The sequence below is a fragment of the Acinetobacter sp. genome, assembly GCF_041919735.1.
GTDB lineage: Bacteria > Pseudomonadota > Gammaproteobacteria > Pseudomonadales > Moraxellaceae > Acinetobacter.
On sequence record NZ_JAYRTF010000017.1, the window covers coordinates 43,128 to 64,801 of the forward strand.

The 21,674-nt window shown below is 51.0% G+C and carries 22 protein-coding genes and 1 pseudogene; 16 read left to right on the plus strand and 7 right to left on the minus strand.

Annotated elements, in window-relative coordinates; translation table 11 throughout:
• The first annotated feature begins 2 nt into the window (after positions 1 to 2).
• Positions 3 to 611, plus strand: a complete 609-nt coding sequence (locus ACE3T3_RS10965; RefSeq protein ID WP_374666839.1) for a lipoprotein-34 precursor (NlpB) — start codon at positions 3 to 5, stop codon at positions 609 to 611.
• Positions 612 to 647: 36 nt separating this feature from the next.
• On the plus strand, positions 648 to 1,367 hold the full coding sequence (gene purC, locus ACE3T3_RS10970) for a phosphoribosylaminoimidazolesuccinocarboxamide synthase (RefSeq protein WP_374666841.1): 720 nt from the start codon (positions 648 to 650) through the stop codon (positions 1,365 to 1,367).
• Between the two features lie 285 nt (positions 1,368 to 1,652).
• Here purC and ACE3T3_RS10975 read toward each other — a convergent pair whose 3' ends face one another.
• Positions 1,653 to 2,927, minus strand: coding sequence for a replication-associated recombination protein A (locus ACE3T3_RS10975; RefSeq protein WP_374666843.1), 1,275 nt, complete (start codon positions 2,925 to 2,927; stop codon positions 1,653 to 1,655).
• Between the two features lie 266 nt (positions 2,928 to 3,193).
• Between ACE3T3_RS10975 and ACE3T3_RS10980 the strand changes: the two genes are divergently transcribed.
• Together ACE3T3_RS10980 and ACE3T3_RS10985 are read left to right on the plus strand one after the other, a co-directional pair.
• On the plus strand, positions 3,194 to 5,338 hold the full coding sequence (locus ACE3T3_RS10980) for a putative bifunctional diguanylate cyclase/phosphodiesterase (RefSeq protein ID WP_374666845.1): 2,145 nt from the start codon (positions 3,194 to 3,196) through the stop codon (positions 5,336 to 5,338).
• Positions 5,339 to 5,366: 28 nt separating this feature from the next.
• Positions 5,367 to 5,831: a DUF523 domain-containing protein gene (locus ACE3T3_RS10985; protein WP_374666847.1), complete on the plus strand. Its 465-nt coding sequence runs from the start codon at positions 5,367 to 5,369 to the stop codon at positions 5,829 to 5,831.
• Positions 5,832 to 5,853: 22 nt separating this feature from the next.
• Here the strand turns inward: ACE3T3_RS10985 and ACE3T3_RS10990 are convergent, their stop codons facing one another.
• Entirely contained in the window at positions 5,854 to 6,306 is a 453-nt protein-coding gene (locus tag ACE3T3_RS10990; RefSeq protein WP_374666849.1) for a YcgN family cysteine cluster protein, read from the minus strand.
• 192 nt (positions 6,307 to 6,498) lie between these two features.
• Here ACE3T3_RS10990 and ACE3T3_RS10995 point away from each other — a divergent pair, with 192 nt between their 5' ends.
• Positions 6,499 to 6,657, plus strand: a complete 159-nt coding sequence (locus tag ACE3T3_RS10995; protein ID WP_005006601.1) for a DUF1328 domain-containing protein — start codon at positions 6,499 to 6,501, stop codon at positions 6,655 to 6,657.
• Between the two features lie 119 nt (positions 6,658 to 6,776).
• Here ACE3T3_RS10995 and murJ read toward each other — a convergent pair whose 3' ends face one another.
• Together murJ and ampD are read right to left on the minus strand one after the other, a co-directional pair.
• Complete coding sequence (gene murJ / locus ACE3T3_RS11000) at positions 6,777 to 8,327, minus strand: murein biosynthesis integral membrane protein MurJ (protein ID WP_374666852.1); 1,551 nt, start codon at positions 8,325 to 8,327, stop codon at positions 6,777 to 6,779.
• 77 nt (positions 8,328 to 8,404) lie between these two features.
• Positions 8,405 to 8,977, minus strand: coding sequence for a 1,6-anhydro-N-acetylmuramyl-L-alanine amidase AmpD (gene ampD / locus ACE3T3_RS11005; RefSeq protein ID WP_374666910.1), 573 nt, complete (start codon positions 8,975 to 8,977; stop codon positions 8,405 to 8,407).
• A 180-nt stretch (positions 8,978 to 9,157) separates the two neighbouring features.
• Here ampD and nadC point away from each other — a divergent pair, with 180 nt between their 5' ends.
• Positions 9,158 to 10,003, plus strand: coding sequence for a carboxylating nicotinate-nucleotide diphosphorylase (gene nadC / locus ACE3T3_RS11010; protein ID WP_374666854.1), 846 nt, complete (start codon positions 9,158 to 9,160; stop codon positions 10,001 to 10,003).
• Positions 10,004 to 10,089: 86 nt separating this feature from the next.
• On the opposite strand, the gene ACE3T3_RS11015 is transcribed toward nadC, so the two are convergent.
• Both ACE3T3_RS11015 and rph read right to left on the minus strand, forming a co-directional pair.
• Positions 10,090 to 12,300 (minus strand): phosphocholine-specific phospholipase C, encoded by a 2,211-nt coding sequence (locus tag ACE3T3_RS11015; protein WP_374666856.1) that lies wholly within the window; start codon positions 12,298 to 12,300, stop codon positions 10,090 to 10,092.
• Between the two features lie 292 nt (positions 12,301 to 12,592).
• Positions 12,593 to 13,309, minus strand: a complete 717-nt coding sequence (gene rph / locus ACE3T3_RS11020) for a ribonuclease PH (protein ID WP_374666858.1) — start codon at positions 13,307 to 13,309, stop codon at positions 12,593 to 12,595.
• Positions 13,310 to 13,482: 173 nt separating this feature from the next.
• On the opposite strand from rph, the gene ACE3T3_RS11025 reads away from it, so the two are divergent.
• The gene (locus tag ACE3T3_RS11025) at positions 13,483 to 14,163 is read left to right on the plus strand and encodes a TetR family transcriptional regulator (RefSeq protein ID WP_374666860.1); all 681 of its coding nucleotides are present in this window, start codon (positions 13,483 to 13,485) and stop codon (positions 14,161 to 14,163) included.
• A gap of 48 nt (positions 14,164 to 14,211) precedes the next feature.
• Here the strand turns inward: ACE3T3_RS11025 and ACE3T3_RS11030 are convergent, their stop codons facing one another.
• Entirely contained in the window at positions 14,212 to 14,829 is a 618-nt protein-coding gene (locus ACE3T3_RS11030) for a thiol:disulfide interchange protein DsbA/DsbL (RefSeq protein ID WP_374666862.1), read from the minus strand.
• Between the two features lie 181 nt (positions 14,830 to 15,010).
• Between ACE3T3_RS11030 and ubiG the strand changes: the two genes are divergently transcribed.
• The 9 genes and pseudogenes from ubiG to ssuB all read left to right on the plus strand — a co-directional run.
• Positions 15,011 to 15,724: a bifunctional 2-polyprenyl-6-hydroxyphenol methylase/3-demethylubiquinol 3-O-methyltransferase UbiG gene (ubiG, locus tag ACE3T3_RS11035; RefSeq protein WP_374666864.1), complete on the plus strand. Its 714-nt coding sequence runs from the start codon at positions 15,011 to 15,013 to the stop codon at positions 15,722 to 15,724.
• Positions 15,721 to 16,431 (plus strand): HAD family hydrolase, encoded by a 711-nt coding sequence (locus ACE3T3_RS11040; RefSeq protein ID WP_374666912.1) that lies wholly within the window; start codon positions 15,721 to 15,723, stop codon positions 16,429 to 16,431. The genes ubiG and ACE3T3_RS11040 overlap by 4 nt, the downstream gene beginning before the upstream one ends.
• A gap of 74 nt (positions 16,432 to 16,505) precedes the next feature.
• The gene (locus ACE3T3_RS11045; RefSeq protein WP_374666866.1) at positions 16,506 to 17,252 is read left to right on the plus strand and encodes a YciK family oxidoreductase; all 747 of its coding nucleotides are present in this window, start codon (positions 16,506 to 16,508) and stop codon (positions 17,250 to 17,252) included.
• 143 nt (positions 17,253 to 17,395) lie between these two features.
• On the plus strand, positions 17,396 to 17,815 hold the full coding sequence (locus ACE3T3_RS11050) for a hypothetical protein (protein ID WP_374666868.1): 420 nt from the start codon (positions 17,396 to 17,398) through the stop codon (positions 17,813 to 17,815).
• 218 nt (positions 17,816 to 18,033) lie between these two features.
• A complete protein-coding gene (locus tag ACE3T3_RS11055) occupies positions 18,034 to 18,189 on the plus strand; it encodes a hypothetical protein (RefSeq protein WP_374666871.1) in 156 nt (51 codons plus the stop codon).
• Between the two features lie 255 nt (positions 18,190 to 18,444).
• Positions 18,445 to 18,840 (plus strand): RcnB family protein, encoded by a 396-nt coding sequence (locus ACE3T3_RS11060; protein WP_374666873.1) that lies wholly within the window; start codon positions 18,445 to 18,447, stop codon positions 18,838 to 18,840.
• A gap of 225 nt (positions 18,841 to 19,065) precedes the next feature.
• Positions 19,066 to 19,437, plus strand: coding sequence for an RcnB family protein (locus ACE3T3_RS11065; RefSeq protein WP_374666875.1), 372 nt, complete (start codon positions 19,066 to 19,068; stop codon positions 19,435 to 19,437).
• Between the two features lie 147 nt (positions 19,438 to 19,584).
• Positions 19,585 to 20,931 (plus strand): amino-acid N-acetyltransferase, encoded by a 1,347-nt coding sequence (gene argA / locus ACE3T3_RS11070; protein ID WP_374666914.1) that lies wholly within the window; start codon positions 19,585 to 19,587, stop codon positions 20,929 to 20,931.
• A gap of 247 nt (positions 20,932 to 21,178) precedes the next feature.
• A pseudogene (ssuB, locus tag ACE3T3_RS11075) lies at positions 21,179 to 21,478 on the plus strand (aliphatic sulfonate ABC transporter ATP-binding protein); the annotation flags it as partial.
• Positions 21,479 to 21,674 lie beyond the last annotated feature (196 nt).

Sequence of the window (21,674 nt, forward strand, 5' to 3'; positions counted from 1 at the left end):
TTATGCAATTACGTTTAGGACTAACCCTTGCGCTTTCAGTATTCAGTTTAGCCGGATGCAGTTCTCTTGCCTTTAACAACGGCACGTTGGACTACAAAGATACGACCGAGCTCAATCCGCTGCAATATCCTGAAGGCTCCATGGTTCGTCCTGCAACGCCGCTGTATCCTGCTCCAACTGTTGATCAGCTCGCCATTGAGCACGCGCCGACACTGGAAAACAAGAAAGGCAACCGCTTTTCGATGCCCCGTCCAGATGAATCTCAGCAGCGCTCTGCTCCTGAAAGCAGCCAAGCTGAAGAGGGTTCAATCGGCCGTCCTGAGCTGGTTACTGACGGAAATAAAAATCCTTTGCTCAAAATCGATGGAAATTCTGCTACAATTTGGCAATACACACTTGCTACCCTCAGCAGTCTTAACCATACCGTCGTTGGTCAAAGCAAAAACCGTTACGAAGTGACCGTGAAAGTCGATCAGCAAACCTATATCTTAAGACTTGCATCTGCTGGGTCCAGCAATACCCTAGCTGTGTTCAATGCCGATAACAGTTTCGCAGACCAAGAAAAAGCTGCCGAACTGTTAGCTCAAATTTACCAAAATTGGCCAGCCTAGTCGTACTAGGCGTTTTTTTTTGAAAAAGGTTCCCCCATGTTAAAACAAACCTTGCTCTATACCGGTAAAGCAAAATCTGTTTATGAAACAGACAGTGCAGACCACCTCATCCTAGTCTTCCGTGATGATGCTTCTGCATTCAATGGCGAAAAAATCGAGCAACTGGATCGCAAAGGCAAGGTGAACAACCGTTTTAACGCCTTTATCATGGAAAAACTGGCAGCTGCCGGCATTGAAACACACTTTGAAAAACTTCTTTCACCAACTGAAGTTTTAGTGAAAAAATTAAAAATGATTCCTGTTGAATGCGTAGTGCGCAACTATGCTGCAGGTTCATTATGCCGCCGCTTAGGTGTTGAAGAAGGCAAAGAGCTGGTTCCGCCAACTTTTGAATTGTTCTTCAAAGACGACGCGCTGGGCGATCCAATGGTGAACGAATCTCAAGCGATTTCTTTAGGCTGGGCAACTGCTGAACAGCTGGCTCAAATGAAAGAATTGACTTACAAAGTGAATGAAGTGCTGAAAGAACTGTTTGCTGCAGGCAACATGCTTCTGGTTGACTTCAAACTTGAATTCGGCGTATTCCACGACCGTATCGTACTGGGTGATGAATTCTCTCCAGACGGCTGCCGTCTATGGGACAAAGACACTAAGAAAAAACTCGACAAAGACCGTTTCCGCCAAGGTTTAGGCGGTGTGGTTGAAGCGTATGAAGAAGTTGCTGCACGTATCGGCATCGATCTTTCAGACATCTGATGCATGTCTAAGCTTTAAAGCAAAAAACCGGGCTCAATGCCCGGTTTTTTTATCGCTGAAAACCCATCGGCTCAGCCTTTACTCATCTAAAAAACAGATTACTTACATATAAATAATCGTTTTCATAATGTCTGTTCAATCACATAGAATGCTTTGCATGCCAGGCTGTATTCACCGTTTTAGCGCTGATGGCCAGCCAGACGGCAATGCCGATTTACTGACCCTCTAGGATCCATCTTTCAAAGCGCATCCTATTTTCACCCAGCGGACCAAGCTGGGCTTTTTTTATTGCTGCTGCTGTTCCTGCATCCAGCGGCGATGCTGCAGGCGTTCACCTTCCACTTCACGCTTATTGCGGGCCGATTCATACAGCTTGGTGCCTTTCAGCTCTGGCGGCAGATACTCCTGCAAAACAAAATGCTCAGGATAATTATGCGGATATAAATAATCTGCACCATAACCTTGCTCTTTCATCAGCTTGGTCGGCGCATTGCGCAAATGCAGCGGCACAGGCAGATTCGCCGTCTTTTCCGCCAGGCTCATGGCCTGATTGATGGCTAAATAGGTGCTGTTGCTTTTGGCGCTGGTCGCCAAATACACAGCGCATTGGCCCAGAATAATCCGCGCTTCCGGCATGCCGATGACCTGCACGGAACGGAAACATTCCCCTGCCAGCAGCAAGGCATTCGGGTTGGAGTTGCCAATGTCTTCAGAGGCTAAAATCAGCATGCGCCGCGCAATGAAGACCGGATCTTCACCACCTTTCAGCATGCGCGCCAGCCAATACAGCGAAGCATCCGGGTCGCTGCCTCGGATGGACTTGATCATGGCGGACACCAAATCATAATGCTGCTCGCCAGACTTATCGTAGCGGGCAATATTCTGCTGCGCCACTTTCACCACCACCGCATTAGTAATGATATTTTCCTGATCCGGCTCAAAAGTGCTGGCAATCAGATCCAGCAGGTTCAAGGCTTTGCGCGCATCACCCGCAGCGAACTGGATCAGCGCCTCGCTTTCTTCAATCTGAATATGGCGCTCTTGCAAAAACGGGTCACTGCGCAGCGCATGCTGCAGCAGCGTTTGAATAGATTCCGCTTCCAAAGCATTCAGGGTATAGACCTGACAACGCGACAGCAAGGCACTGTTGACTTCGAAAGACGGATTTTCCGTGGTCGCGCCGATCAGGGTGATCTTGCCTTTTTCGACCGCATGCAGCAGCGCATCCTGCTGCGACTTGTTAAAGCGGTGAATTTCATCAATAAAGACCACTGGCGTTAATAAGTCGCCGCCATCGGCAATAATTTCCCGCAATTCTTTGACGCCCGTATTCAGCGCTGACAGGCTGATAAAGGGACGGTCTACCGCCTGCGCCAGCAGCAGCGCAATGGTGGTTTTGCCGACACCCGGAGGCCCCCAGAAAATAATGGACGGCAAATGCCCCTGATCAATCATTTGACGCAGCGGCGCCTGATCTCCCAAGAGATGGTCCTGCCCGATAATTTCGGACAAATCACGGGGTCTAATACGTTCGGGTAGCGGAATATTGCTGTCTGACATCTTCTGATTTCACGGCTGCTAAAAAACACGTCGGATTCTATTCTAACACTAGCTTTTTAAATCAATGCGCATTATTCGCTCTGCAGGCCGCTGAATCCTGAAAATTGATCCAGCTATCCTTAGTCTATATCGACTTTGCAAAGCGCGGCAAATGTGTTTAATTTGCAATGCAGCGTTAAAATAATTTGATCAAAAAATAGATTTTTACATTAAATAAGTGTGATTAATGTCATAATTTAGAGCGTAATTAATAAGTGGTGGGCGGAATGAAATCATCGTTGAAAAATGAACTTAATGCAGCCGCGCCTTTTGAATCTGAAATTTCAGCCCAATTTCAGCCTTCACCTATTTTTTCCATGGCTACCGATACCTCATTGCCCGCATTCATGGAGCATTTCCGTCTACCACTCTGGGCCAAAACGCCGCAAGGCGAATCTTGCTGCAACAGCGCTATGCAAGATTTTCTGGGACTGGAGCAGCGTCCTGCCCATGACGAGCAGTGGCTGCAATTCATTCATCCAGAAGATTTAGAGCATCTGCTGGTGCTCTGGCGCATGGCGCTTCTGGGCGCGCAAAGCTTCCAGAAAGACTGCCGGATTAAACACCGCAGCTTAGGCTACCGCATGTGCAATGTGCAGGTCAGCTTTCCTTTGAATGGACAGCCGCTGTATCAATGGCTGATCAGCCTCTCCGATATTCAGCACAAATATGAAAAACAGCTTCAGCTCAGCCAGCATATTGCGCAGCAGAATAAAATGCTGGACGCCAGCGCAGACTGCATCAAAATTTTAACGCCAGACGGCAAAATCACGCATATTAACCGCTCCGGATGCATGGCGCTGGGCATTTCTGTCGAAGAAAAGCAGTTCGGCATGCCTTGGCTTGCTCTATTGCCGGAAGAGGTCCGCAGCGCAGGCGCAGAAGCTTTGCATTTAGCGGCAGCCGGCAAAAATGCGCGCTTTTCCGGCAAAAGCCTGACTGCCGGCCAAGGCATGCAGTACTGGGACAATATTCTGACCCCGCTTTTGGATGACCGCGGCATGACGCAAAATATTCTGTGCGTCTCCCGCGATATCAGCCTGCAGGTTCTGGCCGAAAGCAAATTGAAGCAAGTCATCGAAGAGGATGAATTGACTGGCCTGCTGAACCGCAGGGCCTTTAATCAATTATTCAAAATAGCCCTGCAGGATGCGCAAAGCCGCCAGCAGCAGGCCGGCCTGCTGCTGATTGATTTGGATTACTTTAAACATATCAATGACACCCTTGGGCACGCGGCGGGCGATCACCTGCTGCGGACTTTAGGACAGCGCCTTCAAGACTGTTTTGATCCGCATATTACCGTTGCGCGATTGGGCGGCGACGAATTTGCCATTTTAGTACCGCAGCTGCACAGCCAAGAGCAGCTGCTGGACATCGCTCAGCGCGCATGGATGCAGATGGAGATGCCCATCAGCTATGTAGGCCAATTCATTAATAGCGGCATGAGCATCGGCTGTTCCATGTTCCCGCGTGATGCTCAAACCCCATCCAGCCTTTTAAAATGCGCGGACATAGCCTTAAATGATTTGAAATCCAACGGCCGCGGCGGCATCCGCATGTTTACCCATGCCATGCTTGAAGCGCTGGAAATCACCGCCAAGCAGCTGACTTTGGCGCGCAGCATTTTAAAATCCGACAGCGTAGAGCCGTATTATCAGCCCAAAGTGCTGCTGCAAAACGGCCAGGTCATCGGCTTTGAAGCCCTGCTGCGCTGGCGTGACTGCAATGGCCATTTGCAGCCGCCAGCCCATATCTTTGCCGCCTTTCAAGACTATGAACTGGCCTCCGGCATCAGTGAGGCCATGCAGTGCAAAATTTTCCAAACGGTGCAGCAATGGATGGCGGATGGCATCGAGGTGCTGCCGATTTCCATCAATGCGGCGCCTGTTGAATTCCTGCGTGATGACTATGCGGAAAAACTGCTGCGCCGCATGGCGGCATACCATATTCCGCACCATTTGATTGAAGTGGAAATTACCGAACAAAGCCTGTCCGAACGCGGCGCCAATTATGCCATCCGCGCGCTGAGCCTGCTGAAAGAAGCCGGCCTGCAAATTTCATTGGATGATTTCGGCACCGGGCATTCGTCTCTGACCCGGTTAAGGGATTACCCGATTGACTGCATCAAAATCGATAAGAACTTTGTGGACCGCATAAACAAGGACCGCTCGGCTTTAGCGATCATCAAGGCCATCAGCCAGTTAGGATGCAGCATTGCTTTGGATATTTTAGTGGAAGGGATTGAAACCGCAGAACAGCTGGAAATTTTAAAATCCTGCAACTGCCGCAAAGGGCAAGGATTCTATTTTTATCCGCCTATGAACCGTGACGATGCAGAACAGCTGCTGACGCCATTTAAGCGCCATACCTGAACATGCTGTCTCGAAAAGGCCTTTGACCATGTATTTATTCAGCGCCTGTTTAGCCGGCCAGCCGGTCCGCTACGACGGAAAATCCTATCACCATCAGCTCATTCAATCCCTCATTCAGCAGCAGTCGGCCATCTGCGCCTGCCCTGAAATGCTGGGCGGTCTGGCCTGTCCGAGAGCGCCGGCGGAGATTTCCGGCGGCACAGCGCAGGATGTCTTGGCTGGAACAGCGCAAGTCATTGACCGTGATGGCCGCAATGTCACTCAGGCCTTTATTGACGGCGCTTACCGCACACTGGAGCTGGCGCAAAAGCATCAAGTGCACACTGCAGTATTGAAAGAAAACAGTCCGTCCTGCGGCGCCAATTATATTTATGACGGCAGTTTCAGCGGCCAGAAAAATGCCGGCATGGGCATTGCTGCGGCCCTGCTGCGCCAGCACGGCATCAAGGTCATTTCGGAACAGGAATTTTTTGAAATAGCTGATAATTTATGATTTCGTCAAGCTTCATCCGGCGCTAGCGCACCCAGCGCACGATATATTCATCAATCTCATCGGCATCAATGCTTTTTTCGCTGATGCAGCGGCCTGCGACCGATTTCCGGGCTTTCAAAATGCTGTCTCGGCTGCCCGTCACTAAATGATGCCATGCCGGCAAAGCCTTGCCCTCATCCAGCCGGCGGTAAGCGCAGGTCGATGGCAGCCAGTGAATGCGCTGCAATTTTTCAGGCGTCAGCTGAATGCAGTCCGGCACAAACTGCTTGCGCTCCGCATAGTTGGAACAGTGCCCTGTCCGGCAGTCCAGCAGTTGGCAGGCCACCTTGGTATAGGCCACTTCCAGCGTGTCTTCATCTTCCAGCTTAATCAGGCAGCATTTGCCGCAGCCGTCGCATAAAGCTTCCCACTCTGCATGCGTCAGATCGGCTAAAGCATGCTGTGTCCAAAATTGCGGGCGAAGGGCATCCGTCATGGTCTGAGATTCAGTCTAGATATTGGGTTGAATTATAACAGCTCTTTCACATTTTAACGCGTTATTGCACAGCGCATGCTTTTCGCGGTCATTGATCACAATCTGTGTAAAACGCTCAACAAAAGCATAACAGTGTATAAATTTTAACCAAACTATACTGAAGATCAGAATAAAAACACATGGAGAAGTACGATGTTTCGTTGGGCTATTATATTTGCAGTCATCGCGCTCATTGCGAGCCTGCTCGGATTCGGCGGCGTTGCAGGACTGTCTAAAGATTTCGCCGTGATTCTGCTGGTCATTGCCGTGATTCTGGCAATCGTAGGCTTCCTGTCGCGCGGCAAAGTATAACGTACTTCTGCAGCCAATGTGTTCAGCTGCGAGTGTCAATCCTAAGCATGCTTTTCTCACAAGCAAAAAATAAGCGCCTTGAAAGGCGCTTATTGACGTTTAGCGGAATGCCGTGAGGCTTATGGGCGCAAATGGCGCGGCCTGAAACCGGCTGCAATTAAAGCGATGCCGTAGGCTGCCACACCCACCACGCACAATCCGGCAACTTCCGCCACACGGATCCATTGCGATACCTCGCCGTTGTACCATGTCATCGCATACCACAGCGCAGCGATCATGGCGGCATTGGCCAGCGCAAACTGCAGCGCCAGCTTTTTCCAATGCGCGCCAAAACGGAAAATATTGCGCTTATGCAAATAGAAATACAGCATGCCGGCATTTACCAAAGCTGAACCGGATGAAGCCAGCGCCAGCGCCATATGCTCCGCATGCCAGTCAATCAGCTTGAAGAAGCCAATAAAGATCACGTTCAAAATGGCATTGGCCGCCACCGCCATCAGGCCGACGCGCACAGGGGTTTTGGTATCCTGCTGCGCATAAAAGCCTGGCGCAAACACTTTAATCAGCATGAACGAAATCACGCCGGCGCTCATGCATTGCAGCGCCAAAGCGGTCATTTGCGTATCTTCCAGGGTAAATTCACCGCGCTGGAACAGAGCCTGAATAATCGGCGTCGACAGCATAAATAAGGCAATGCTGGCCGGGATGCCGACTAAAATAATCACCCGGGCCGCCCAGTCAATCATGCCGCGGAATTTGGCCTGATCCTGCTCAGCATGGCGTGCAGAAAGCGACGGCAGAATTACCGTGCCGATCGCCACGCCAATCAGGCCCAAAGGCAGTTCAGTCATGCGCTCGGCGCTGTACAGCCAAGACACGGAGCCATCCTGCATGAAGGATGCCCAAATGGTGTTGAGCAGCAGGTTGATCTGTGTGACCGAAACCCCGAACAGCGCCGGCAGCATCAGTTTCATGATGCGGTCTACGCCTTCATGCTTGAAGTCGACCTTCGGCGGAATCAGCAGTTTTTTATTCCACAGTTCTGGAATCTGAATCGCCAGCTGCAAAATGCCGGCAATCAGCACCGCCCAGCCCAACGCCATAATCGGTTCCGCCATATGCGGCGTCAGCCAGACTGCGCCGGCAATCATCGCGACATTCAGCAGCACCGGAGAAAAAGCCGGCGAGGTAAATGAACCGTAGCTGTTCAAAACGCTGCTGGCAAAAGCGGTCAGCGACATGAACAGCAAATACGGAATGGTCAGGCGGAACATATCTGCAGCCAGCGCAAATTTTTCCGGATCATCATGGAAACCCGGCGCATAGATATAAATAATCGCCGGCGCCGCCACCATAGCCACAAAGGTCAGCGCGCTCATGAAGGTGGCAAGGCAGCCGAAGACCCGGCTGATCAGAATCTGCACTTCAGCATGGGTGCGGGTGGTCTTGTATTCGGTCAGGACGGGGATAAACGCCTGAGAAAATGCCCCTTCAGCAAACAGCCGCCGGAAAAAGTTCGGAATCCGGAAAGCCACGACAAAGGTATCGAAATCTTTGCCCGCGCCAAATACGTTCAGCAGCACAATATCCCGCACCAGGCCCAATACCCGGGACAGCATGGTCATTGCACTGACAATGACGGTCGATCGCCATAACGCCATCATCTTCACCTATTATTTAAATTGCCGCTATTGTAATGAAACTTGGCGCAAATTTTCATTGGATAATTTGCGCCGAATGTTGTTATTTATTTATTTTTAAAATGATGCAGCTGCGCCCGGAACTTCGACCAGTCAAAAAATGGCCCTGGATCGGTCTTGCGGCCGGGCGCAATGTCAGAATGCCCAGCCAGATGCTGCTGAATTTTCGGATACGCCTGCTGCAGGCACGCTGTGACTGCGCTCAGCGCATCGTACTGCGCCGCCTCAAAAGGCAGATCATCGCTGCCTTCCAGTTCAATGCCAATCGAGTAGTCATTGCATTCTTTCAGGCCCAGATAGCTGGAACGCCCGGCATGCCACGCGCGGTCTTTAAAATTGACAAACTGCAGCACTTCGCCGCTGCGCAAAATCAGCAGATGCGCAGAAACCTGCATGCCTTCAATGGTTTGAAAGTATGGATGCTGCAACCAATCCAGCTGATTCTGAAAGAACTTTTCAATATAGCCGCCGCCAAACTGTGAGGGCGGCAGGCTGATGTTATGCACCACCAGCAGCTGAATTTCCGTCTGTTCGGGGCGCAGATTATAGTTCGGTGACGGCACTTGGCGCGCGCCGGCCAGTACGCCGTCACGCACCTGAAAGCTGGTTGTTGCGGACATAAATCCATCCTGATACGCTTCAAAAATAATGCTGGAGGCCAGCAGAAAGATGGCTTCCATGCTAAAACTTTCCTTGGCAAATCTCAATTCAACATTTTTGCTGTATGAAAAACCGCTCATTTTTCAGGAACAGTGCTAATATAGCGCGCAAATTTCTTGGGTTAATAGAGACGGAACTTTATGAGCATCTCTCAATCTTTGCTGGAACAATCCATTCAAATCAATATTCAGCAGGCGCTGCAGGAAGACATCGGTGATGGCGACATCACCGCCCTGTTAACCCCAGAAGATGAACAGGCTACGGCAACCATCATCAGCCGTGAAGAGATGGTGCTGGCGGGGCAGCCTTGGGTGAACGCCTTGATTCAAGCCTATGATGCCTCAGTGCAAGTGACTTGGCTGAAAAATGACGGCGACCGCGTTGCGGCCAATGAAGCTTTTCTGAAATTGGCGGGTTCTGCGCGCAGCCTGCTGACCGTGGAACGCCCTGCCCTGAACTTTGTGCAGACCTTATCGGCCGTCGCGACCAAAACGGCAGCCTATGTCCAGCAGCTGGATGGCCTGAAGACCAAACTGCTGGATACCCGTAAAACCTTGCCAGGCCTGCGCATCGCGCAAAAATATGCTGTGGCGGTCGGCGGCGGCCAAAATCACCGTTTAGGCCTGTTTGACGCCTTTTTAATTAAAGAAAACCACATCATGGCGGCAGGCGGCATTGCGCAGGCCATTGCCAAGGCGCACAGCATTGCGCCAGGCAAACCCGTCGAAGTGGAAGTGGAAACGTGGGATGAGCTGAATCAAGCGCTTGAAGCCAAAGCGGATATCGTGATGCTGGACAATTTCAGCCAGCAGCAAATGATTGATGCGGTGCAGCATGTGGCCGGGCGCTGCAAACTGGAAGCTTCAGGCAACATCACGATTGAAAACCTGCGTGAAGTGGCGACGACAGGCGTCGATTACATCTCAATGGGCGTATTGACCAAAGATGTGAAAGCGGTGGATTTGTCCATGCGTTTTAATGGCTAAGCCTCAGACGCAGAGCGCTTCAAGCTCCAGCAGATGACATAAAAAAGCGCCCCATGAGGCGCTTTTTTATTTGGCATAAATGCCGTTTATTCAGCGCCCATAAAAGGATCTGAATAGCCGTGCTTGCCGGTTTCAATGCGCCCAGCGAAGCGGCGCTCAAAACTGCTGCCGCTGTTCAGCGTCACGGTGAAATCATACCAGCCATGCACGCTTTCCATATCCAGCACGACATCAGTTTCATTGGCTACGCTTTTGACCGGCCAAGTTTTGCCGTCTAAATAGGCATTGGCTTTTACGGTTAAGTCAACGCCCTGCTGCCCATCATGGCGGACTTTCAAGAAAATCCGCGGCGCGCATTCTTCCATGCACACTCGGATTTCCGGCAGCGCCTGCAGCTGGGCTGTTTCATTCAAGTCACCTTTGAATGCGCGGTGAAAACCATTCGGCCCCAAGACCCATAAATCATACTGGCCATTGTGCAGCGCCCAATCATCTTCCAGCTGCTTGCCCGCTTCCACCATATAGCGGCGCGGCACGGCGGCCAAATCCAGCTGATCATAGACATGAAATACCCCAGCCTGCTCTCCCGTATTGGAGAACAGCAGTTTTACCGTACCGGCCCCTGCATCCACTTTCGCACTGGCATGCAGCATATACGGCAAAGCGCGCGATGGGCGCAAGCCGGTTTCCTGCTTCGGCTTGGCCTGCAGCGCCGGCACCTGCACTTGACTCAGCTTTTCCTGATTGCTGCGGATGATATCGGCCTGCTCTTTGCTTTTGCTGCCGTCCAAGCTGGGCAGCGTGCTGGTATTGGGGGTTTTAAAATCAAATGCGGACAGCAGATCACCGCAGACGGCGCGGCGGTAAGGGCTGATATTCGGTTCATTCACGCCAAAGCGCTGTTCTAAAAACTGGATGATCGAAGTATGGTCAAAGACTTGTGAATTGACCCAGCCGCCGCGGCTCCACGGAGAAATCACATACATCGGCACCCGCACGCCCGGCCCGTATACACCGTGCCAGAAATTCGCGTTTTTCCCATTGACAAATTCACGGCGCGGCTGCGCTGTCGAACCCGCCACAGGCGGATGATCAAAATATTCATAAGACAGCTGTTCATCGCTCAGCGTGGTTTTGCCATGCACTTTCTGCACTTCACCGCTGGCATTGATCTCGCGTGACGGCGCAGAAGGAGACGGCATATGGTCAAAGAAGCCGTCATTTTCATCAAAATTCACCAGCAGCACCGTTTGGCTCCACAGTTCAGGATGATCCGTCAATGCATTCAGCAGCTCCTGAATATACCACGCGCCCTGTACCGGACTGGATGGTCCGGGATGCTCGCTATACGCAGCCGGCGCCACAACCCAGCTGACCTGCGGCAATTTTCCTGAAGCCAGATCCAGCTTGAACTGGCCGAGCAAACCGCCGTCATTCGGCATGGTATTGGCTATGCCTTTGTACAGCGGCTCTTTGACGTCCACTGCTTCATCGTACGCAGGGCAAACTGGCGCACTGTTGCTGACCGGCTGGCCTGAACGCTCATTGGCGGCGCGGTATTGCTTAAAGCCTGCCAGCGGATTATCGGTAAAATTGTCCGGCATATTCTGATACACCTTCCAGCTGACGCCCGCTTGCTGCAAACGCTCCGGATAGGTGGTCCAGTCATAGCCCGAGGCTGAACTGCTTATGCCGTCAAATTCATTCACGACACTGGCTACGCCTGAACCGGTTGGCCCATTAGTGCCGGTCCAGATAAATTTGCGGTTGGGATTGGTGCCCGCATGCATGGCGCAATGATAGGCATCGCATAAGGTAAAGGCATCGGCCAAGGCATACTGAAATTCAACTTCGGCTTTTTTGTAATAGCCCATCGACTGCGGATTTTTATGCTCCACCCAATTGCCCATGCGCCCGCAGTCCCATGCCGCCTGCCCGTCTTTCCACGAGTGCGGCGTACCGCTGACACGCTGCGCATTGCCCAAACGGCTGTCCAAATGGTAGGGATAATACAGCTGATCATTTTTGCCATACTGCTGCCAGACTTTGCGTCCATCGGCCAGCGGAATGCCGAAGCGGTCGCCAAAACCGCGCACCCCTTTCAGCATGCCGAAATAATTGTCAAAAGAGCGGTTTTCCTGCGTCAGGATCACCACATGCTTGACATCCTGCAGGGTGCCCGTTTCAACTTTGGCATCAATCGCCAAGGCTTTTTGAATGCTGAGGGGAAAACTGGCAAATGCGGCAGAGCCGAATAAAGTTTTAGTCGAATTAATTAAAAAGTCGCGGCGGTTCATTGTTCTATCCTGCTGTTTTTATTATGGGGCGCAATGCATTTTGCACGCGGGCTGAGGAGGCGCCGGCTGACCGCCTGAAACATCATCATCGCCATTGCAGGCGCTCAGCAAAACAGCTGAACTCATCATGAGCAGCATCAAAAAAACGCGCATTGTATCTGTCCTATATATTGAATGCGCCAACAGAAATAAATCAGCGAGGTGACAGCCCGATGATGGTTTTATTGCAGCCTGGTGAAAAGCAAAAAACGCACCCGGAGGTGCGTCTTTTTCTTGAATAAAATCAGCAGTTTTACCAGCCTAATGCTTCTTGCTGCTTTTTGATGAGTTCTTGTATGCCTTTTTCAGCCAGCTCCAGCATTTCATTGCATTGCGCGCGGCTGAACGGCTTGTCTTCCGCTGTGCCCTGCAACTCAATGAATTCGCCCGCTTGCGTCATCACCACGTTTAAGTCTGTTTGGCAGTTTGAATCTTCTTCATAGCAAAGATCCAGCAGCGCTTCGTCTTTATACATGCCGACAGACACCGCAGCCACTAGGCCTTTTAATGGATCATGCTTAATTTTTTTCTTTTCCAGCAGCACATTCATGGCGTCAATCAATGCCACCGCAGCGCCAGTAATCGATGCTGTGCGTGTGCCGCCATCGGCTTGAATCACATCGCAGTCAATGGTAATGGTGTTTTCACCAAGTTTTTTCAGATCGACCATCGCGCGCAGGCTGCGGCCAATCAGGCGCTGAATTTCCTGTGTGCGGCCGCTTTGCTTGCCGCGGGCAGCTTCACGGTCAGAACGGGTATGTGTCGAACGCGGCAGCATGCCGTATTCAGCCGTTACCCAGCCTTGGCCTTGGCCTTTTAAAAAACGCGGCACTGAATTATCAATGCTGGCCGTGCACAGCACCTTTGTATGACCAAATTCCACCAATACCGAACCTTCCGCATAACGCGTGTAATTGCGGGTGATTTTAACGTCACGCAGTTGATCTAACGCTCGCTGGTCGATACGCATAGTGCATCCTTATTCTGACAGAAATTAATTGCGCCTAAGTATAGCAGATGCTGCCTGCAAGATAGGCGCGTCATTTACCGATTTATGCCTGGCCGCGCCAAGCGCCTGCAGCGCGCATCGTTTCAGCGCTTGTTTTTTGGTAGACTGAAGCCCTTCAAGGATCGAGTACCGGCATGTCCAAACGTGATGAGCGCAAGCAGCAAAGCCGCCAGGCATTATTGGATGCCGCATTGATTTTAAATACCTCTGGACGGGCCTTCAGCAGCATCAGCCTGCGTGAAATCACCCGCCATGCCGGCTTGGTGCCTGCCGCATTTTACCGCCACTTTGCGGACATGGAGCAGCTGGGGCTGGAGCTGGTGGATCAGGTCGCGCTGCATTTAAAAGGCGTGCTGCATCAGCTTGGCCAAGCCTACCTGTACCAGCCGAACGCCAAAACCAAAGTCAGCCTAGCCATCTTTTTCCAAGCCATTGAACATTATCCGGAACCTTGGATTTTCTTGGTTTCGGAACGCTGGGGCGGTTCTGCGGTTCTGCGTCAAGCCATCGACCGCGAAATTCAGTTCTTGATTGATGACCTCGCCAATGGCCTTGCCCGTGCCGAAATTGTGCAGCAAATGCAGCTGTCCCAAGATCTGCGCATACTCTCGCAGATGCTGATCCATTTGGCGCTGGAATGGGCCATGGGCTGGATTGAAATCCGCCGCCGCTGTGAAGCCAGCCAGCAGGCGCAGCAGCGCGAGCAGTTTAAAAGCCAGGCCTTCATTCAAATGCAGCTGCTGTTCCGCGGCATTCTCAACTGGGAACGCGCGCCGGAAGCCCTCGTTGCACAAACTTCTGAAGCTGAAAAATAAAAACCGCAGAGGGCTGCGGTTTTTAAATACAGATGAAAGCTCAAACGCTTATTTCGCTTTGCGTTCCTGCTCAATCAGGTAGTTCAAGACGTCAGTCACTTTCTGATCTTCGCCTTGAATCACATATTTGCCGTTTACTGTCACTGCCGGCACGCCAGTCAGCTGATAGCGCTTGGCCAAATCTTGCGCTTGGGCAATTTTAGAAGTGATTGGGAAAGACTTATAAGTGCTGTTGAATTTCGCTTCCGGAATGCCGAATTGGGTAAAGAACTTGGCAAACGCAGCCTGATCCAGAATATTTTTGCCGTTGGCGTGAATTTCATGGAACAGGGTCAAATGCGTTTTTTGACGCACGCCTAAAGCTTCAGACACATAATATGCGCGCGCGCCTTGTTCCCACAGCGGGTTCATCGCCGCCGGCGTACGCACAAAACGCACATCTTTCGGTATTTGCTTCAGCCATGCCTGCATATACGGCTCAACTTTATAGCAATGCGGACAGCCGTACCAGAAGAACTCACGGACTTCAATTTTACCCGGCTTTTCAACAGCAACAGGGGTTGCAAGCACTGTATAGTCTTTGCCTGCTGTAAATTGCGCCGCCATGGCGCTGCCTGAAAAAGCAAAAAGAGCAGCTGCAGCACTGCTGAAAAGGAATTTTTTCATTAAGCTTATAGTCCTCTAAATCATTATGATTAGCTTATGTCCACACTATAAATCAAAACGGCGAAATTTCGTTTTCATTCTGTGAACTTTTTTACTGCTTTTATCGCTTTTTCCTGAATAAACGCTACACTAGCTTCCCATAGACTTTTTAAAATATAACGACTTGCTTGAGGTGACTCTAATGTCTCAATTGAATGTTGACCCGCAAGAAATTGCCAAATTTGAAGCATTTGCTGCCATCTGGTGGGATCAGCATTCTGAGTTCCGCCCGCTGCACATGATCAACCCCTTGCGCCTGAACTGGATTGATGAGCGCTCAGGCGGCATCAGCGGCAAAAAAGTGCTGGACGTCGGCTGCGGCGGCGGCATTTTGGCGGAAAGCATGGCGCGCCGCGGCGCAGACGTGCTGGGCATTGACATGGGCGAAGCGCCTTTAAATGTGGCCCGCCTGCATGCCGAACAGGAAAATGTGCAGCATATCGAATACCGCCAAGTCCCTGTGGAGCAGCTGGCTGAAGAACAGGCTGGACAATATGACGTGGTGACCTGCATGGAAATGCTGGAACATGTGCCGGATCCGGCGTCCATCATTCAAGCCTGCCAGAAGCTGGTGAAACCGGGCGGCCATGTGTTCTTCTCGACCATCAACCGCAATCCGAAAGCCTATCTGTTCGCCATTATCGGCGCAGAATATGTACTGCGCATGCTGGCCAAAGGCACGCATGACTATCATAAATTCATCAAGCCGTCTGAGCTGGCGCATGACATCCGCAGCGCCAACCTTAAACTTAAAGATATGACCGGCCTGCACTATAACCCTTTAACCAAGCGCTATTGGCTGGCGCCGAATGTCGATGTGAATTACATGGTCCACACCGTCAATGAAGGTGCCTGATGAAAGCAGTTCTGTTTGATTTAGACGGCACGCTGATTGACACAGCAGCGGATTTTATCCGCATTCTGCAGGGCATGTGCCGCGAAAAGGGCTGCGCGGTGGTCGATGCCGGCCTGATCCGCACTCAAGTGTCGGAAGGCGCGCGCGCCATGGTCAAGCTGGTGTATCCAGAACTTGACGTTGAAGATCCGGTCTTTCTGGCGCACCGCCAGCGCTTTTTAGATGTGTACGGCGCGGACATTGCTGTGGATACTGACCTGTTTGAGGGCATGTATCCGCTGCTGGAAGAACTGGAAAGCCATCAGATTCCGTGGGGCATTGTCACCAATAAGCCGCGCTGGCTCAGCGAGTCTCTGCTGCAGGCGCTCAATTTAACTGAACGCTGCGCAGTTTTGGTTTGCCCGGAAGATGTCAGCAAAACCAAGCCCGACCCAGAGCCGATGTATCTGGCGGCAAAAACGCTTCAGCTGGACCCGAAAGACTGCATGTATGTCGGCGACCATCCGCGCGATATTGATGCTGGACGCAATGCGGACATGTATACCGTTTTGGCCGCTTACGGCTATTTACCGCTGCAGTACAAAGATGACTTAACAGCGTGGCGCGCAGATTGTATAGTGAATACGGTTGCCCAATTGCATGATGCCGTTCGCCAGCTGGTGATTGCGCCGCATGCGGCAGCGGAACTGCGTCCGCAGCAGGCCTGAATGCAGCGCAGAAAACCTTAAAAACCGAAGTAAAAAAATCAACGTACAAGCACAATAAAACGAGGAGGCTTCACATGAAATATTCAGAATATCAGCCTCGCCCAGATCTGCTGAAAGATCGCATTATCCTGATTACAGGTGCGGGCGACGGGATTGGCCGGGCAGCGGCAATCAGCTATGCGCTGCATGGCGCAACAGTCGTGCTGCACGGACGCACCCTGAATAAGCTGGAAGTCATTTATGATGAAATTGAAGGCTTAGGCGCACCGCAGCCGGCAATTTTGCCCTTGCAGCTGTCCAGCGCATCTCCTCGTGATTATGAGTTGCTGGTGGATACTCTAGAGCGCCAATTTGGCCGTTTAGACGGGATCCTGCACAATGCCGGCATTTTAGGCGAACGCACTGAGCTTGCTCATTATCCTGTCGATGTTTGGGATGATGTGATGGCGGTGAATCTGCGCGCGCCCTTTATTTTAACGCAGGAGCTGATGCCGCTGCTGCAAAAATCGGATCATGCTTCAGTAGTCTTCGCCAGCTCTGGCGTGGGCCGTGAAGCGCGCGAGCGCTGGGGCGCCTACTCCGTGTCTAAAATCGCCATCGAAGCCGTCAGCACCCTGTTCGCCAAAGAAAATGCGCATCCGAATATCCGCTTTAACTGCATCAACCCAGGCGCGACCCGCACTGCCATGCGCGCCAAGGCCTATCCGGATGAAGATCCAAAAACCTTGCTGACACCGGAACAAATCATGCCGGCCTATCTATATTTGATGGGCGATGACAGCCTGCACATGAACGGTCAAAGCATCGACGCGCAAGACTGAAGGCGCTCGGAAGCACCGCCAATATCAGAAAAAGGGAGCCCCGCGCTTCCTTTTTTATGCCCGGCCGTCAGCCCGAGCCGCCTTGAAATTCTATGCAATATGCGGATACTAGCACCCATTCATTTTTTTGCATTGAGTACACCATGCCCGAATTAAGCAATATCACCATGACCGAAACTGAAGACGGCATGATCACCCTGCTGATTGACGGTCAGCCGCTGTCTGAAAAATACGGCATGAAGTTTGACCCAAGCATTGCAGACGAACTGAAAGCGCTCAGCGCTGGCCAAAGCGTCAAACTGTTTGAACAATTTGTGTTTTCACATACTGATTTGAATTTTGAGCATGCATACAGCTATACCTTGTCGATTGTCAAAGACAATGACATGTACAAGGCCGCCAAAAATTTTGTCTATAAAATTACGCCATCCGGCCAGCCAGCGGTTGAGCATATTATCAGCAAGCAAGGCGAACCGATGACGGCTGCGGATGTGCAGGAATTCATTCAAGCGCATATTGCCAAATCCCTGACTGAATATACCGATCTGAAATACGCCTACTAAGCCGGCGGATGCATCTGCTGACGCTGCTGTCAGGCCGCTCAAAAGTGGAATTTGATGAAGCCCCTGAATGCAAATCCAGTCCGCAGATGCACATTTTTGCATCGGCTTTTTATTTAAATCGTATTTTTAGATTAAATTTATAAAATTATTCGGTTTTATGAATTTAAAAATCTATTCTATGCTCTTCAGCATTGAAAACAGCTGCTGGAGGCAACCTCATGACTGATCTCAACCGCAAATACGACACCATCCGCAGCATTGAAAGCCTGCAGCTGGCTGAAAATTTAATTGATGCGCTGGACAATGCCGCTGAAGCGGAAGCGGTCGCGCAAGCCATCAGCTCATTGCTGCATCTGGCCGAACAATGGAATTAAGCTGAAGCGCCGCCTTTGTATACTGCGTCAGGCGATATGGACGGCGGCACTTTCATTCTTCGGGCATCACACGTAGAATTTGCTATGCTTAGGCGGCATCGCGTATTTTTAGAAGCCATGGGCAAAATGCCGCTTCAAAATATCCGTATTTTCTGCATTTTATTTAATGAATTCGTTCACTTTCTTCACAGTTTCTCTGCATTTTTTGCGTACAGTAGCTGTAATGAAAATAAATTGTTCCTATGAGGATTCAACATGAAAAAGATCTGGGCTGTTCTAGCTATTTCTTTCAGTGCTTTGATGACCAGCAGTCTAAGCATTGCTGCGCCTCACGATCAAGACCATGGCTATGATCATCCGCGCAATTACAATCAAGGCCGAAAAGGCCGTGATTTCCGCAATGATGACGAAGACCGCATGCAGAACAATCGCCGCATGCGTGAAGAGCGCGGCGTGCAGCGCCTGCAGCAGCATAAGTGGCAGACCGGCTATGTCATGCCGCAGCATTACCGCGGTGATGGCTATAAAGTTGATTATAAAGATTATGACTTGCCGAAACCGAGCCGCAACCAGCAATGGTACAGAATCAACAATGACTATATTTTAATCAATTCTGACAATAACAGCATTCAGCGCATTCTTGGACTTTAAACGCGCTGAATCAAGCCTGTTCATCCGCCCGGCCTTGTTCCGGGCTTTTTTACGCCCGTTTCTGCAAGCCCGCAGTATAAAAAGCATGCAGCGCAGTTACACAGCTTCTCTTTTCCTCCATAAAATTCACAATTCAGCTAAATTGCCCTCACGCTTTCTCTGCTCTTTCCCGCTAATTTAGAGTCATCGGCACAGACATGCTTCAACTGATTCCAGGTGAAAAAAATGAATAAAATTCTCGCAGCAGCAACGCTGGCTATAACGGGCTTAATGGCAGCTTCAGCCATGGCTGCTCCGGATTACCGCAATGATGACCGCCGCTATTCATATGCTTACGGTCAAAACCATCATGATCAGCATTACGATCATAAACATTACGGCGACCAGCACTGGAATAACAACCGTGTGGATCCGAGCCGCCACTGGCGTGTCGGCCAAACTTTGCCGCGCGGCTTTGACTCATCACGCTACAAAGTCAGCGACCGCGATGCGCGCCGCCTGCCGAATACCGGACGCTATCAGCAATGGTACAAAATCAATGGCGACTATGTGCTGGTCAATCAGCGTACCGACCGCATTGTACGCATCATGAACTGATCTTGCGCCAAGCCCGCTCATTCCTGAAAAAACGCCTGAACCTGCTGTTCGGGCGTTTTTTTTATCTCAAATGCAAATTCTTCTGCCAGCGCGCGCTTTTTTGATTAGAATCTAGAAAAACCCTTCCACTTCGAGACCCGTATGCAGATGAATCCGGCAGAACCATCAGACAGCACAACTTTGCAATACGTGCATTGGTTTCGGCATTCTGCACCCTACATCAATGCGCACCGCGGCAAAACCTTTGTGCTGATGTTTGACGGCGAAGCGGTGCTGCATGAAAACTTTCAGCACATCATTCATGATATTGCCCTGCTGCATTCCTTAGGCATCCGGCTGATTCTGGTGCATGGCGCGCGTCCGCAAATCAATCAGAATCTAAAAGCCAGCCAATTGCAGACGCCGTTCCACAATCACCGCCGCATCACCACACGCGAATCTTTGGGCGCCGTGATGAGCGCAGCCGGCTCAATCCGCCTGCAAATCGAAGCGCTGCTGTCGATGGGGCTGGCCAATTCGCCGATGTACGGCGCGCGCATCGACGTGGTCTCGGGCAACCTGATTACCGCCAAGCCTTACGGCATCCGCGGCGGCATTGATTTTCAGCTGTCGGGGGAAGTCCGTTCTGTTGACATCGATGCCATACAGCGCCATTTGGACAGTCAAAATATTGTCCTGCTCGGGCCAACCGGCTATTCCACTACGGGTGAAGTCTTTAATCTGCTGGCGGAAGAAGTCGCCACCAAAACCGCCATCAGCCTGAAAGCTGATAAGCTGATCTTTCTGGGCAAGCAGCATGGCTTGCTGAATGAACATGGCCAGCTGCAGCGTGAAGTGGCGCCGCATCAGCTGGACCGCCATATTTTGCAGTATCAGGACTCCAATCCTGATATCGCGCTGCATTTGCAAGGCGCCAAAACAGCATCGCTGCAAGGCGTGCACCGCGTGCATCTGATTTCCTATGCCTATGACGGCGCGCTGGTGGAAGAGCTGTTCACCCGTGACGGTTCCGGCACCATGATCACCGATGCGCATTATGAAGAAGTGCGCACAGCCAATATTCAGGATGTCGGCGGCCTGATCAGCCTGCTGCGCCCGCTGGAAGAAGAAGGCATTTTGGTTTACCGTTCCCGCGAGCGGCTGGAAAATGAAATTGAGCATTTTGCCGTGATTGAGCGTGACGGCACCATTTTGGCCTGCGCTGCCCTGTATCCGATTCCTGCCGCCGATGGTGAGCTTCGCTCCGCTGAGATTGCCTGCGTAGCCGTACACCCAAGTTACCGAAAATCCAACCGCGGCAGCCAAATTCTGCATTATTTAGAAGACAAAGCCCGCGCGCTTGGCATTCAGCAGCTGTTTATTCTGACCACTCGCACGGCGCACTGGTTTTTGGAACAAGGGTTTGAACAGGCCAGTGTTGATGACCTGCCCAATGCCCGGCAGGCGCTGTACAACTACCAGCGCAATTCTCTGGTCTGCAAAAAACCGCTTTAATGCGGTTTTTTCAGTTCTGCATAGCTGAATTTCACCTATGCCTATGCGCCAGCTGCCAAAAACAGCTGTGCTGAATGATCCGCCGATAACGATCTCCTGATCCCTATTGATATCTTTTTTCTCATTAGTCATTATCTTTCAAATAATTAATCAAAAACAAAAACACCTTATCGATACTTCTGAATTTTAGCCAAAACAGGCCTGACTTGGACCGATATTCAGCCCATTTAGCTGCCGCCTGCCGAGGCGCGCGCTGCCGCACCAGCCGCGCATTTTGCTGCTGGATGAACCTTTAAGCGCATTGGATGCCCTCACCCGTTTAGACATGCAGAACTTGATTGAAAAGCTGTGGACAGAGCAAGGCTTCACGGCCGTTTTGGTCACGCATGATGTCAGTGAAGCGGTGCAACTGGCCGACCGGTTTATCCTGCTGGATAAGGGCCATATCACTTCACAATTCAATGTAGATTTACCGCGCCCGCGGCAAAAGGGCTTAGAATTCTCCGCCTTGGAACACAGCGTATTAAATGCAGTCTTAGCTACCTGATGGCGGCACGCTGCACGCGCAGCCCACCGCCTGAAACTGCAGGCGGCCTGGCATGCCGCCTCTTCATCTAAACTGTCAAATGCATAAACAAAATTAATATTTCTTCATTTTTCAAATACATTTTTTTATTTGATTTCAGCGCCTGACTTACTTTAATTTAATAGATCATCTCAAAAATAAATCGTCATAAGTCATA

Excerpts from the sequence above, each read along its gene's own strand:
- ACE3T3_RS10985 (WP_374666847.1), top strand. The coding sequence starts at position 5,367 with ATGTATTTATTCAGCGCCTGTTTAGCCGGCCAGCCGGTCCGCTACGAC.
- ACE3T3_RS11030 (WP_374666862.1), bottom strand. The coding sequence starts at position 14,829 with ATGAAAAAATTCCTTTTCAGCAGTGCTGCAGCTGCTCTTTTTGCTTTT.
- nadC (WP_374666854.1), top strand. The coding sequence starts at position 9,158 with ATGAGCATCTCTCAATCTTTGCTGGAACAATCCATTCAAATCAATATT.
- ACE3T3_RS11060 (WP_374666873.1), top strand. The coding sequence starts at position 18,445 with ATGAAAAAGATCTGGGCTGTTCTAGCTATTTCTTTCAGTGCTTTGATG.
- ampD (WP_374666910.1), bottom strand. The coding sequence starts at position 8,977 with ATGTCCGCAACAACCAGCTTTCAGGTGCGTGACGGCGTACTGGCCGGC.
- ACE3T3_RS11065 (WP_374666875.1), top strand. The coding sequence starts at position 19,066 with ATGAATAAAATTCTCGCAGCAGCAACGCTGGCTATAACGGGCTTAATG.
- ACE3T3_RS11055 (WP_374666871.1), top strand. The coding sequence starts at position 18,034 with ATGACTGATCTCAACCGCAAATACGACACCATCCGCAGCATTGAAAGC.
- ubiG (WP_374666864.1), top strand. The coding sequence starts at position 15,011 with ATGTCTCAATTGAATGTTGACCCGCAAGAAATTGCCAAATTTGAAGCA.
- ACE3T3_RS10975 (WP_374666843.1), bottom strand. The coding sequence starts at position 2,927 with ATGTCAGACAGCAATATTCCGCTACCCGAACGTATTAGACCCCGTGAT.
- ACE3T3_RS10965 (WP_374666839.1), top strand. The coding sequence starts at position 3 with ATGCAATTACGTTTAGGACTAACCCTTGCGCTTTCAGTATTCAGTTTA.
- ACE3T3_RS11015 (WP_374666856.1), bottom strand. The coding sequence starts at position 12,300 with ATGAACCGCCGCGACTTTTTAATTAATTCGACTAAAACTTTATTCGGC.
- ACE3T3_RS10990 (WP_374666849.1), bottom strand. The coding sequence starts at position 6,306 with ATGACGGATGCCCTTCGCCCGCAATTTTGGACACAGCATGCTTTAGCC.
- rph (WP_374666858.1), bottom strand. The coding sequence starts at position 13,309 with ATGCGTATCGACCAGCGAGCGTTAGATCAACTGCGTGACGTTAAAATC.
- ACE3T3_RS11025 (WP_374666860.1), top strand. The coding sequence starts at position 13,483 with ATGTCCAAACGTGATGAGCGCAAGCAGCAAAGCCGCCAGGCATTATTG.
- ACE3T3_RS10995 (WP_005006601.1), top strand. The coding sequence starts at position 6,499 with ATGTTTCGTTGGGCTATTATATTTGCAGTCATCGCGCTCATTGCGAGC.
- ACE3T3_RS11050 (WP_374666868.1), top strand. The coding sequence starts at position 17,396 with ATGCCCGAATTAAGCAATATCACCATGACCGAAACTGAAGACGGCATG.
- ACE3T3_RS11045 (WP_374666866.1), top strand. The coding sequence starts at position 16,506 with ATGAAATATTCAGAATATCAGCCTCGCCCAGATCTGCTGAAAGATCGC.
- ACE3T3_RS10980 (WP_374666845.1), top strand. The coding sequence starts at position 3,194 with ATGAAATCATCGTTGAAAAATGAACTTAATGCAGCCGCGCCTTTTGAA.
- purC (WP_374666841.1), top strand. The coding sequence starts at position 648 with ATGTTAAAACAAACCTTGCTCTATACCGGTAAAGCAAAATCTGTTTAT.
- argA (WP_374666914.1), top strand. The coding sequence starts at position 19,585 with ATGAATCCGGCAGAACCATCAGACAGCACAACTTTGCAATACGTGCAT.